11 protein-coding genes and 3 pseudogenes are annotated in these 12403 nt (G+C 63.3%); 9 read left to right on the plus strand and 5 right to left on the minus strand.

The window, feature by feature from the left end; translation table 11 throughout:
• The first annotated feature begins 2 nt into the window (after nucleotides 1-2).
• The 5 genes from H9L15_RS18735 to H9L15_RS17315 all read left to right on the plus strand — a co-directional run bounded on the left by H9L15_RS18735 (nucleotide 3) and on the right by H9L15_RS17315 (nucleotide 4799).
• Nucleotides 3-521 (plus strand): SMP-30/gluconolactonase/LRE family protein, encoded by a 519-nt coding sequence (locus H9L15_RS18735; protein WP_187715698.1) that lies wholly within the window; start codon nucleotides 3-5, stop codon nucleotides 519-521.
• Between the two features lie 35 nt (nucleotides 522-556).
• A complete protein-coding gene (locus tag H9L15_RS18740; protein ID WP_187715699.1) occupies nucleotides 557-1021 on the plus strand; it encodes an SMP-30/gluconolactonase/LRE family protein in 465 nt (154 codons plus the stop codon).
• Nucleotides 1018-2184, plus strand: coding sequence for a Gfo/Idh/MocA family protein (locus H9L15_RS07475; protein ID WP_223276594.1), 1167 nt, complete (start codon nucleotides 1018-1020; stop codon nucleotides 2182-2184). Before H9L15_RS18740 ends, H9L15_RS07475 begins: the two co-directional genes overlap by 4 nt.
• An 18-nt stretch (nucleotides 2185-2202) precedes the next feature.
• Nucleotides 2203-3432 carry a glycoside hydrolase family 3 protein gene (locus H9L15_RS17310; protein WP_223276595.1) on the plus strand — a complete coding sequence of 410 codons (1230 nt, stop codon included), beginning with the start codon at nucleotides 2203-2205 and terminating at the stop codon, nucleotides 3430-3432.
• Between the two features lie 98 nt (nucleotides 3433-3530).
• Nucleotides 3531-4799: a glycoside hydrolase family 3 C-terminal domain-containing protein gene (locus tag H9L15_RS17315; protein WP_223276596.1), complete on the plus strand. Its 1269-nt coding sequence runs from the start codon at nucleotides 3531-3533 to the stop codon at nucleotides 4797-4799.
• Here the strand turns inward: H9L15_RS17315 and H9L15_RS07485 are convergent.
• From H9L15_RS07485 to maiA, 4 genes and pseudogenes are all read right to left on the minus strand, one after another.
• Nucleotides 4796-6034, minus strand: a complete 1239-nt coding sequence (locus H9L15_RS07485) for an MFS transporter (protein WP_187715834.1) — start codon at nucleotides 6032-6034, stop codon at nucleotides 4796-4798. The two genes, H9L15_RS17315 and H9L15_RS07485, sit on opposite strands and share 4 nt — an antisense overlap.
• 154 nt (nucleotides 6035-6188) lie before the next feature.
• A pseudogene (gene lldD / locus H9L15_RS07490) lies at nucleotides 6189-7324 on the minus strand (FMN-dependent L-lactate dehydrogenase LldD).
• 7 nt (nucleotides 7325-7331) lie between these two features.
• Nucleotides 7332-8117, minus strand: coding sequence for a class II aldolase/adducin family protein (locus H9L15_RS07495; RefSeq protein WP_187715835.1), 786 nt, complete (start codon nucleotides 8115-8117; stop codon nucleotides 7332-7334).
• A 26-nt stretch (nucleotides 8118-8143) separates the two neighbouring features.
• Nucleotides 8144-8785 (minus strand): maleylacetoacetate isomerase, encoded by a 642-nt coding sequence (gene maiA / locus H9L15_RS07500; protein ID WP_187715700.1) that lies wholly within the window; start codon nucleotides 8783-8785, stop codon nucleotides 8144-8146.
• A 63-nt stretch (nucleotides 8786-8848) separates the two neighbouring features.
• Between maiA and H9L15_RS07505 the strand changes: the two genes are divergently transcribed.
• Nucleotides 8849-9058: a KTSC domain-containing protein gene (locus H9L15_RS07505; RefSeq protein WP_187715701.1), complete on the plus strand. Its 210-nt coding sequence runs from the start codon at nucleotides 8849-8851 to the stop codon at nucleotides 9056-9058.
• A gap of 3 nt (nucleotides 9059-9061) precedes the next feature.
• Here the strand turns inward: H9L15_RS07505 and H9L15_RS07510 are convergent, their stop codons facing one another.
• Nucleotides 9062-9313, minus strand: coding sequence for a DUF2171 domain-containing protein (locus tag H9L15_RS07510; RefSeq protein WP_187715702.1), 252 nt, complete (start codon nucleotides 9311-9313; stop codon nucleotides 9062-9064).
• Between the two features lie 180 nt (nucleotides 9314-9493).
• Between H9L15_RS07510 and H9L15_RS07515 the strand changes: the two genes are divergently transcribed.
• The 3 genes and pseudogenes from H9L15_RS07515 to fahA all read left to right on the plus strand — a co-directional run bounded on the left by H9L15_RS07515 (nucleotide 9494) and on the right by fahA (nucleotide 12375).
• Nucleotides 9494-9694 carry a hypothetical protein gene (locus H9L15_RS07515; protein WP_187715703.1) on the plus strand — a complete coding sequence of 67 codons (201 nt, stop codon included), beginning with the start codon at nucleotides 9494-9496 and terminating at the stop codon, nucleotides 9692-9694.
• Between the two features lie 103 nt (nucleotides 9695-9797).
• Nucleotides 9798-11140, plus strand: a pseudogene (gene hmgA, locus H9L15_RS07520) (homogentisate 1,2-dioxygenase).
• A pseudogene (gene fahA / locus H9L15_RS07525) lies at nucleotides 11085-12375 on the plus strand (fumarylacetoacetase). Before hmgA ends, fahA begins: the two co-directional pseudogenes overlap by 56 nt.
• Nucleotides 12376-12403: the final 28 nt, after the last annotated feature.

Here is a 12403-nt window from a genome sequence, read left to right on the forward strand (position 1 = left end):
CCATGAGCGTCACTCGCCGACGAACCCTGCTTAGTGCCGCAATGCTTTTGGGCGCGGTCGTCGCTTCCGGAGGGAGCGCAGCAATTCCACCGCTGATCCCGGAAGGGAGCGAGCCGGCGGTCATCGCGAGCGGCTTCAAGTGGTCGGAAGGACCCGTCTGGATTGCGGACGGCGGCTACCTTCTCTTCAGCGACGTTCCGAACAATCGCATCCATCGCTGGTCGGGTGGGACAGAAGCCAAGATCTTTCTCGAACCATCGGGCGGAACGGCGACGACGGGGTTCCGCGAACCCGGCTCGAACGGCCTCAAGCCGGGCCCGGCCGGCTCGATCATCATCGCCGACCAGGGCAACCGGGGCGTTGCCCTGCTCGACCTGAAGACTCATGCGAAGCGGGCGCTTGCCCAACAATATGGCGGGAAGAAGCTCAACAGCCCGAACGATGTCGCGGTCGGGCCTGATGGGGCGATCTGGTTCACCGATCCGCCTATGGCCTCGAAGGCATCAACGATTCCCCGCTGAAGGAGCAGCCCGCGAACGGCGTTTACCGCATCGGGATGGACGGCACCGTTACGCTGATCGACGGCGAACTGACATTTCCGAACGGACTGGCTTTCTCACCCGATGGACGCACCCTGTACGTGTCCAGCTCCGATCCGGAGAAGGCCGTGATCATGAAGTATGCCGTCGGGCCGGACGGGAGCGTCAGCGGCAAGACCTTGTTCGCGGACTTCACGTCGGACGCGAAGGCCGGCAAGCCCGGCTTGCCCGACGGAATGACCGTCGATGAGCATGGTAACCTGTGGGCGACCGCTCCGGGCGGTATCCGGATCCTGAGCCCGGACGGAAAGGCGATCGGCCGGATCGACCACGACAAGCCAATCTCCAATGCCGCATTCGGAGGACCAGACGGACGCACTCTATTCATGACCGCGTCTGACCAGATCCTTGCATTGAAGACCAACGTTCGCGGAGCGCCGGCTCGAATGCCGGTCCTGCCAAGTGGGAGCAACAAGCCATGACGATCGAGTTTTCCAGGCGCGACCTGATTGGCGCGGGCGTCGGTGCCGCACTGCTCCCATCGATCGCAAGGGGGCAGACCCCGCCCGCCAAAGGTAGCGTCGGCTTCGCCATCGTTGGCCTCGGGAAGCTTTCGCTGGGCCAGCTCGTGCCCGGTTTTCGGAACTGCAAGAAGGCGTATCTCGCGGCTCTCGTCAGCGGAAGCGAGGAGAAAGCGAACCGTGTCGCCGCCGAACAGAAGCTGCCGTCGCGCGCGATCTACAATTACGCCGATTTTGACCGCATCGTCGCCGATCCCGGCATCGAGGTTGTCTACATCGTGCTGCCGAACTTCATGCACGCGGAATATACGATCCGCGCGCTGAAGGCTGGAAAGCATGTGCTGTGCGAGAAGCCGATGGCGACGACCATCGAAGACGGCCAGCGGATGATTGCAGCCGCCAAAGCGGCCAACCGGCACCTGATGATCGCCTATCGCTGTCATTATGAGCCGATGAACCTGGTGGGTATGCGGCTGCTGCGTTCGGGCAAGCTCGGCAAGCCGCGCATCGTCGTGACCGACATGGGGCGTCAGTCGGATCTGTCGGATCCCTCAGATGCCTGGCGCCTGGACATGAAGAAGTCGGGCGGCGGGGCTCTCACGGACATGGGCGTGTATGGCGTCAATGGCGCACGCTATCTGCTCAACGAGGAACCGACCGAGGTCCAGGCCTGGTCGCGTACCGACCGCAACGATCCTCGCTTCAAGGAAGTTGAAGACCTCTACGCCTGGCAATTCCGTTTCCCGTCCGGCGCGATCGCCAACGGCTCGACGTCGTTCAGCTACGCCGGGACGATGTCGTGGCACGTCATGTGCGAGAACGGGAAGATGACGGCCGATCCGGGCTGCTTCTACGGAGGCAACCGGCTGACGGTGACCGGCAATGGCGTCGAGACTCCGCAAATCACGGAGATCGACCAGTTCGCGCGGGAGATGGACTGGATGGCCGACGTCGTGCGCGGCCGGGCGCCGATGGTCTCGACCGCTGAAGAGGGCGTTCAGGACATGCGCCTGATGGAAGCGATCATGGAGTCTGCCGCGAAGGGCGGCGCGACCGTTGCAACCAATTTCGGGTTCCGCAGGCCGGTCGATCCGGCGGCGGTCGTGGACGTGCCAGCAGCCTGAATTCGATAGGGGGCTAAGATGCGTGTTGTAAGTGCTTTGATGTTTGGCGCCATGACGGCGCTTGCTGCTGTTCCGGCCTCGGCGGACGAAGTCGATGCGCTCATCGCCAAGATGACGCTGGAGGAGAAAGCGGCGCAGCTGCAGGATAGCGCGCCTGCGATCCCGCGGCTCGGCCTGCCCGCTTACACCTATTGGAACGAAGCGCTCCACGGCGTCGCTCGCGCAGGCGAAGCGACCGTCTTTCCGCAGGCGATCGGGATGGCGGCGACCTGGGACAAGTCACTCCTTCGAGCCGAGGGCCAAACCATCGGCATCGAAGGCCGGGCGAAATACAATCAGGCGCAGAAGGAAGGGCGCACCGGCCGCTATTTCGGCCTCAACTTCTGGTCTCCGAACATCAACATCTTCCGCGACCCGCGCTGGGGCCGGGGTCAGGAAACGTTGGGGGAGGATCCATTCCTTACCGGCGTGCTCGCCACCGAATTCATTCGCGGCGTGCAGGGAAACGATCCGAAATATCTGACTGCGGCGGCGACAGCCAAGCACCTGGCGGTGCACAGCGGCCCCGAACAGGACCGCCACCATTTCAACGTCAATCCGTCACGCCAGGACCTGACTGAAACCTATCTTCCGGCGTTCCGGCGCACGATCATCGACGGCAAGGTCGAGATCGTGATGTGCGCCTACAATGCGGTCGACGGAAAGCCGGCGTGCGGGAGCGAGGAGCTGGTCAACCAGACCCTTCGCAAGGACTGGAAATTCGCGGGCCACGTGACATCCGATTGCGGGGCGATCGACGACGTCACCACCGGCCACAAGTTCACCAAGACGAACGTCGAGGCGGTCGCGGTTGCCGTGAAGGCCGGCACCGAGATGAACTGCGGCTTCAAGAACGAATATCTTGACCTGCCAAAAGCCGTCGCTGCCGGGTTGATCACGGAGAGCGAGATCGACGTAGCGTTGAAGCGCGTGCTCGGCACCCGCGCCAAGCTCGGCATCCTTCCGGCGGGAACCATCACTCCGTGGTCGGACACGCCTTATTCGGCGAACCACTCGGCGGCGCATATCGATGTGGCATTGCGCGCCGCCCGAGAATCGATCGTCTTGCTCAAGAACGACGGGATCCTGCCGCTGAAGGCTGCTCCGGCGCGCATTGCTGTCGTAGGACCGGGTGCAACGTCGCTTATTTCGCTGGAGGGCAATTACAACGGAACGCCGACGGCGGCCGTTCTTCCCTGGATGGCCTGAAGCAGGCCTATCCCAGTTCGAATATTAGCTATGCGCAAGGATCCGCATTCGTCGAAGGGGCCTCCGTCCATGTCCCCCGCACGGCGTTCACCGACGGGGTGACCGCCCAGTTCTTCAACAACACTACGTTCGAAGGGCCAGTGGTCGCGACCCGGCGCTACGACGAGCTCGACCACAATTGGAACTGGATCGCACCGGCCGAAGGCGTGAACCCGCGTGATTTCTCCGTGCGATGGACGGCGTCACTCAAGCTTCCGGCGGCGGGCGATTACCGCTTCGAGCTTCAGCGCCGCCGTTGCGACGCCACCTCGGATGTCGAGCGCTACGTCATCACGATCGAAGGCGCCGAGCCGCTCAAGGTGGAAACGCCATGTTCGGCCCGCGACGCTGGTGAATCCCCGGCGGTCGTCATCCATGCCGCCGACACCAAGCCGAGAAAGCTTGTGGTCGAATATGCTCATCGGTCGAAGGATTACGCGCCGGTCGTGACGCTCGCCTGGCAGGCTCCGTCGCAGGCCCTGCTGGACCAGGCATTGGCGGTTGCAAAGCCAGCCGACGTCATCCTCGCTTTCGTGGGGCTGAATGCCTGGCTCGAGGGCGAGGAAATGCCGGTCGCGGTGCCGGGCTTCTCGGGAGGCGACCGCACGGACATCGGCCTGCCTACCACGCAGCGAAGAATGCTTCAGGCTCTTCAGGCGACCGGCAAGCCGGTTGTGGTCGTGCTTCAGACGGGCTCCGCGGTGTCACTGGGCGACGACGGCCAAAAGACCCGCGCGATCCTCAACGCCTGGTACGGCGGGGAGCAGGGCGGAAAGGCCATCGCGGATGTGATCTCGGGCAAATACAACCCGGCCGGGCGGCTTCCGGTGACCTTCTACACCGCCGGTGAAAAGCTGCCTGACTTCGCCGATTATTCGATGCGCGGGCGCACCTACCGGTATTTCTCCGGCACCCCCGAGTATCCGTTCGGTTACGGGCTAAGTTTCACCAGGTTCGGTTATTCCGACGCCAAGGTCGAGGCTCCCGCAGTCGCCGCAGGTGCGAAGCAGCGGGTAACCATCAAGGTCCGCAACGACGGCAAGGCTGCGGGCGACGAGGTCGTCCAGCTCTACATCTCGCCGGAGCGGCGGGATGCACCTTTGCGCTCGCTCAAGGGTTTCGAGCGAATCCACCTCGCTCCGGGCGAAGAGCGCACGGTGGCGTTCGATCTCGTCCCGCGAGACCTCGCCTTCGCCGATGCAAACGGCGTGATGCGGATCGTGCCGGGGACCTACAAGGTGTGGGTCGGTGGAGGTCAGCCAGGAACTGTGGCGCCCGGCCAGGCGACGGCCTTCCAGGTGACCGGCGAACTCACGCTGGATCCCTAGGCTTCTGCGGGTGGCGCGAACTTGGTGACCGGCTGATAGCGCGGATTGATCAGGTGCACGACGAGGAGGGCGATCAGATAGGCTGAGCCTGCGATGACGAAGATCGGCGTGTAGCTGCCGAATTTCTCCAGCACCCAGCCCGCATATTTCGCCATCAGCATCCCGCCGAGCGCGCCCGCGAAGCCTCCGAGGCCGACCACCGATCCGACGGCCCAGCGCGGGAAGAGGTCGGCGGGCATGGAGAAGAGGTTGGCGGAGAAACCCTGGTGGCCGGCGCAGGCGAGACCGATCAGAAGAACTGCGATCCACACGCTTGGTGCCGATACGGCGAAGGTTACCGGGACGACGATCAAGGCGCAGAAAAGCATCGCCCGCTTGCGCGCGCGACCGACGTCGATTCCGCGTCCCAACAGCTTCGAGCTGTACCAGCCGCCAAGGACCGACCCGACGTCCGCCAATATGTAGACCGCGACCAGAGGAGGGCCGAAGGACTTGAGGTCGAGGTCGTACCTCTTGTGGAAGAAGTCCGGCAGCCAGAACAGGAACGTCCACCAAATCGGGTCGATCAGAAAGCGTCCGCTCATGTAAGCCCACGCTTGGCGCGTGGTGAGCAACCGCCTCCACGCGACCGGCTTCTGCGGCTCCACCTTGTCGGATTCGATGTACGCGAGCTCCGCGGCGCTGACGCTCTTATGCTCTCGCGGGCTGCGGTAGAACAGGAACCAGGCCGCGATCCAGACGATGTTGATGAGGCCCGTCACGACGAAGGCGGACTGCCAGCCCATCGCCAAGGCGATGGCCGGAACGATCATCGGGGTCAGGATCGCTCCCAGATTTGCGCCGGCGTTGAAGATGCCGATCGCCAATGCTCGCTCGCGGCGTGGAAACCACTCCGACGTTGCCGCGAGGGCGGCGGGATACGTCCCGGACTCGCCGAGCGCGAGCACGATACGCGCAATCGCAAAGCCCCTCGTCGACGTAAAAAATGCGTGCGCAATATGCGCAACCGTCCATACGCCCATCGCCAGCAGATATCCGGCGCGGGCGCCGATGCGGTCGATCAGGCGCCCGAAGAAGAGGAAGCCAATTCCATAGGCGGCCTGGAACCAGAAAACGACGTCTCCGTACCCGCTCTCCGACCAGCCATAGAGTTCCTGAAGCGTCGGCTTGAGGACGCTAAGGACAAGCCGGTCGATGTAGCTGAGGACGACGGCAGCGAAGAGCAGGCCGCAGATCAGCCAGCGTACGCGTGCGCCCTTACCCGGGGCGCAACCACGTCGACTGCCGCGACGTCGCTCAACTGATCCGAAGCCAACCGCTCATGATAGCGTTAACAAAGCTGTTGCTGCCGCATTGGTCAAGCTGACTGACGGTTCGCCCCATCTAACGTTAGCGCCGGTCGATGATCGCCCGACCGATGTCCGTGATTTTCGTGCAGCCGGTCAACGCCATCGCGACACGCATTTCCGCTTCGAAGAGCTTCAGGACATGCGCGACACCCGCCTGGCCGCGGCCTGCCAACGCGTAGGCCCAGGCGCGGCCGACCAGGACGAAGTCGGCCCCGAGCGCGAGCATGCGCACGACGTCCAGCCCTGAGCGCACTCCTCCGTCGACGAGGACAGGAAGCTTGCCGTCTACCGCATCGGCAATCGAGGGAAGGGCGCGAGCGGTGGACGAAACGCCATCGAGCTGACGGCCGCCATGGTTCGAAACGACGATGCCATCCACACCGTTGGTCACGGCCGCTCTGGCGTCATCTGGTTCGAGGATACCCTTGATGACCAGTGGCCCATCCCAATTCTCGCGGACCCAGGCGACATCGTGCCAAGTGATCGATGCATCGAAATTGGAGCCGATCCAGCCGAAATAATCCTCCAGGCCGGTGTTCTTGCCGAGCACCGGTTCGAGGTTGCCGAGGCTGTGCGGACGGCCGTTCAATCCGACATCCCACGCCCAGCCTGGCCGAGCCAAAGCTTGAAGACCCTCTGGAGACGGGTGCCGCCCGACAGTCCGGAACGGTAATCGCGGTAGCGGCTGCCCGGGACGGGCAGGTCTACCGTTAGCAGCAGGGCATCGCATTTGGCCTCGCGCGCCTGCGCGAGGAGGTCGCGGACGAAGCCGCGATCCTTGATGATGTAGAGCTGGAGCCAGAACGGCGATTGCAGCTTGCGAGCGATTTCCTGCACCGGGCAGACGCCGAGCGAAGACAAGGTGAAAGGGACGCCGGCGGCACGCGCCGCCCTCGCCGCCTGAACCTCGCCGCGGTTGGCGTACATGCCGGCCAGCCCGATCGGGCCAAGTCCGATGGGCAACGACCACGTCTTGCCGAACAGCTCGGTTGAAAGATCGAGCGTCGAAACGTCGCGCAGGACCTGCTGCCGAAGCTTGACCTCCCGAAGGTCGCCCACGTTCGCGGCCAGCGTAACCTCGTCGTAAGACCCGCCGTCGAGATACTCGAACAGGAAGTGCGGGAGCCGTCCGCGTGCAAGCTCGCGATAGTCGCTGACGTTCGCCGCTTTGCGCATTCAGCCTTCAGGTCGCGAAGCTGGGGTCGAGGCGATGCGCCTTCCGCTTGAGCGCCGGCCACGCGAGCAGGTTCGCCGCGAGCGGAAGTCCGACCTCGCCCTGCTGGGCAGTGATTTCAGGCGCGCCCTGTGGCGGGTGGCTAAGATTGGTGCCCGCCGACAGCGCCATGATCTGCGCCTGGCAGGCACGCTCCAGGAAGTAGAGGCGGATGAAGCATTCGCCGACGTTTTTGCCGACGGCCAGCGTACCGTGATTGCGAAGGATCATGGCGCTCTTGGTACCAAGGTCCGCAACGAGCCGTTCGCGTTCCGCGAGGTCGACGGCCACACCTTCATACTCGTGGAACGCAATCTCGCCGCGGATCAGCATCGCCGTTTGGGTCAGCGGCATCAGTCCTTCCGAATGTGCGGAGACCGCCTGCCCGGCGGGCGTGTGGACGTGCATCACCGCATGCGCATCGTCGCGCGCCATGTGGATTGCGGAATGGATGGTGAAGCCCGCCGGATTGGTGATGAACGGCGTCGGCTCAACCGGGTTGCCCGTGACGTCGACCTTGACCAGTGAAGAGGCCGTCACCTCTTCGAACATCAGTTGGTAGGGGTTGAGCAGGAAGTGATGCTCCGGTCCGGGAATGCGCGCGGACAAATGCGTGAAGATGAGGTCGTCCCAGCCGTAATAGGCGACCATCCGATAAGCGGCGGCGAGGTCTTCTCGGATTGCCCATTCTTCGTCGCTCACCTTACCCTTCAGAGAGGGGATTTCGACCGAGTCCAGGCGGGTAGTTTGTGTCATTCCGCGGTTGATCGCATCGACGCGGCTCATTGTGGAATCTCCTGCCGGTCCGGATGGGCGGCTGCGAAGGCCTCCAGCCGGTTCGCATTTTCCTCGGCTCGCATCAGCGTTGGGTAGTCGTCAAGCGGGACGTTGAACCGGCGCGCATTGTAGAGCTGCGGGACCAGGCAGATGTCCGCTGCAGTTGGAGCATCGCGGAACAGAAATTTGCCGGCTCTTGGGGCTGCCATGTCCTCGAGCGGACGAAGCCCTTCCGTGATCCAGTGCACGTACCAGGCGTCGACCTCTTCCTGCGAATGTCCAAGCTCGCTCTTGAGATATTTGAGGACCCGCAAATTGTTGATGGGATGGATGTCGCAGGCGATCAGCATCGACATCGCAACGACGTGCGCCCGTTCCGCAGCCGAGGCCGGAATCAGCGGTTGGGTCGGAAACCGGACGTCGAGGTAATTGAGGATAGCGAGGCTCTGCGTCAGCCTGTGCCCGTCAATCTCCAGCATCGGTACCAAACCCTGCGGATTCAGGGCCCGATATTCGTCAGATTTCTGCTCGCTTTCCAGCACGTTCACCTGCCGGGTCTCGTAGTCGACCCCCTTCATCTTGAGGGCGATGCGGACCCGGTAGGCAGCGGACGATCGCCAATAATCGTAGAAGATGGCTTGGGGCATCGTGCGGGCTTAGCTGCTGAGCCGAGGATGCGGCAAGGTCGCGATTTGATGCGTTACCGCTGAATGCCTTCAACCGTCATCCGCCGGTTCCTCTATGTGCCCGAGACGAGGGAGCTGACGATCGAGTTCGTGACTGGGCGGCGCTACCTCTATTCCGACGTTCCGGACGAGGATGTGCAGGCGTTCCGCGCAGCCTTCTCCAAAGGCGTGCACTTCAACCGGCACATCCGCGACCGCTTTCGCTGTCGCGAGCTGACACCCGCGATCAGTTAAGGACTATTCGCCTTCCTCGGTCTGGAAGATGCTTTCCACGGCATCGATCCGGGCCGACAGGCGGACGGTCTCGCCCTCGACATCGGCGACGAGGCCGGCCGGGATGAAATGATGGTGGCCTTCGTGCGACCCTTCACCGCTGCTGTCGCGAGTCAATTTGATGCGGTCGCCTTCAACTCGATCGACCTTGCCCAGCGGCGTGCCTTCGGCGTCGATGACCTGCATATGCTCGCGGACGTTTTCCAGGCTGCTCATTCTGATCTCCTCTTGGCGGGACTCGAACGGATGGACCGATATACGCCGGTCCGCATGTCGTGTCTGTGACTGCTGAATGCCGAAGCCGCGGGTGGGACAAAGGTTCCGCGCGCCGGAACCGCATTCGCGAAGCTTCGTTCGTTACGCCACGACAACAGGTGCCAACAGGGAGTTCAGAGTATGGCCGACGATCGTGAAACCGTAGACCGGACCACCATCGTGGAAACCAACGGCGGTGGCGGAGGCGGCGGAGTCCTTGCCGTCGTGCTGCTCATCGTCGTGATTCTCGTCCTCTTGTTCCTCTTCCGCGACCAGCTCGGCTTTGGAAGCAGGACCACGGAGGTCAAGGTCCCGGACAAGATCGAAGTTAACGTCAACTAATCGGCTCAAACGCGCGGTAGGCGAGTCCCGCGCGGTTCGGGCGCAGTTCCAACAGGGGCTGCGCCCGTTTGAGTTTGTGGCGTCCAGGTTCTAACGCGGCGGCATGCAGGGAACCGAACTTCGCTACATGAGCGGCTTTGGCGGTCATTTCGAAAGCGAGGCCGTCGACGGCGCGCTTCCCAAGGGCCGAAACAGTCCGCAGCGGCCGGCTTTCGGGCTGTACGCCGAGCAGCTCTCGGGCTCCGCATTCACCGCTCCTCGGCATGAAAACAGGCGCAGCTGGCTCTACCGGTTGCGCCCGACCGCGGACCATCGGCCATTCGTCCGGTATGAAGGCGCCAGGCTGTTTGCGCCGGGTACAGTGAAGGAGCCGCTTGCTCCCAATCGGCTGCGCTGGAATCCGCCGTCCGATATCCCTCCGGGGCAGACTTCGTCGACGGCATGGTGACCATGCTCGCTAATCGCGACCCTGCCGACCTCGAAGGCGTGGCTGTGCATCTGTATCGCGCGCAGAAAAGCATGGAGAACCGCGTCTTCGTCGACGCGGACGGCGAATTGCTGATCATCCCGCAAGACGGCGCAATCGAAATTCAGACCGAGCTCGGCCGGATCGAAGCAGGGCCCGGCGATGTCGCCCTCGTGCCGCGCGGAGTGAAGTTCCGGGTCAACCTGATTGCAGGAGAAGCTCGCGGTTATGTTGCGGAAAACCACGGCCTGCCGTTCCGCTTGCCCGACCTCGGTCCGATTGGCGCGAATGGCCTCGCCAATCCCCGCGATTTCGAGGTTCCGATGGCTGCTTACGAGGATCGGGACGACAAGACCGAGGTCATCCAAAAGTACCTCGGCAGCTTGTGGACAACGACGCTCGACCATTCGCCGCTCGATGTCGTCGGCTGGCATGGCAACTACGTGCCTTGGCGCTACGACCTTAATCGCTTCAATACGATCGGGACGGTCAGCTTCGACCACCCGGACCCGTCGATCTTCACTGTCCTGACCAGTCCGAGCAACGTGCCGGGCCGGGCCAATGCCGACTTCGTCATCTTCCCGCCCCGCTGGATGGTCGCTGAAGACACGTTCCGCCCGCCCTGGTTCCACCGCAACGTGATGAGCGAGGCGATGGGCCTGATCCACGGCGCTTACGATGCCAAGGCGGATGGCTTCGCTCCCGGCGGCCTTAGCCTTCACAATCTGATGAGCGGGCACGGTCCGGATGTCGAAAGCTGGCAGAAGGCGAGCTCGGCTGACCTGAAGCCGCACAAGATCGAGAACACGCTCGCCTTTATGGTCGAAACCTGCTGGCCGTATCGTCCCACCCAGTTCGCGCTCGACCGCGCGCAGCCTGACTACGACGAAGCCTGGGCCGGTTTCCCGAAGGCAAAGCTCCCGAATGACGCTCGACGAAACGCACAATCCCGATCGAATCTCCTGGGTCGATGGCTCTGAACCGGGCAGCGATTTCCCTGTCCAGAACTTGCCTTTGGGGATCTTCTCCGAAGGGAGGGGCCTGAGGCGGCCGGGTGTCGCAATCGGCGACTACATCCTCGACCTTTCCGCCGTGGCCGATCTTCTCGACGAAGACTGGCGCGAGGATCTGTCGCAACCCATCCTCAACGCATGGCTCTCGCGCGGGCCGGACCTTCATCGCGCCTTGCGGGAACGATTATCCGAAATCCTGACTGACGTGCGCTACCGCGACGCCGTCGAAGTCTGCCTGATCGGGCAAAGCGAAGTGCGGATGCACGTGCCTTGCCTGATCGGCGACTACACGGATTTCTATGTCGGTATCCACCATGCGACCAACGTCGGCAGGCAGTTCCGGCCCGACAATCCGTTGTTGCCGAACTACAAATATGTGCCGATCGGCTACCACGGCCGCGCCAGCTCGGTCCGCCCCTCGGGAGAGCCTGTCGTGCGGCCATCGGGCCAGCGGAAGGCTCCAGATGCCGAGCTGCCTGAATATGGGCCGAGCCGCCGTCTCGACTACGAGCTCGAACTGGGCATCTGGATCGGTCGCGGCAATGAACTTGGGCAGCCGATTCCGATCGGCGAGGCAGGCGATCACATCTCCGGTTACTGCCTGCTCAACGACTGGTCGGCCCGCGACCTGCAAGCGTGGGAGTACCAGCCGCTCGGGCCGTTCCTCGCGAAGAATTTCCTGACCAGCGTTTCGCCATGGGTCGTCAGCGCGGACGCCCTGGCGCCGTTCCGCTCGCCGATGCCGCCACGCCCGGAAGGCGATCCACAGCCCCTGGCTTATCTCACTGATCCGGTGGACCGGCAGTCGGGCGCCCTCAACATCCAGCTCGAGGTGACGCTCCTGACGGACAAGATGCGGGAGGCGGGACTCTCTCCGCACGTGCTCTCGCAGGGTTCAGCCGACGCCGCGATGTATTGGAGCGCTGCCCAGATCGTCGCTCATCACAGCAGCAACGGGTGCAACCTCCAGCCCGGGACCTCATCGGCACCGGCACACTCTCGACTGAGAGCGATCAGGGATTGGGTTCGCTGCTCGAAATCAGCCGCGGGGGAAGCAGCCGATCCAGCTCGCAAGCGGCGAAACTCGCAGCTTCCTGGAGGACGGCGACGAGATCGCCTTGCGGGCGTGGTGCGAGCGGAAAGGCGCGGTTCGAATCGGTCTTGGCGAATGTACGGGGCGGGTTGTCTCAGGCGGCGCTTGAGCAGGGCTTTGAATGGCGCCGGACGTGT

Source organism: Sphingomonas daechungensis, assembly GCF_014489495.1.
Lineage (GTDB): Bacteria > Pseudomonadota > Alphaproteobacteria > Sphingomonadales > Sphingomonadaceae > Sphingomicrobium > Sphingomicrobium daechungense.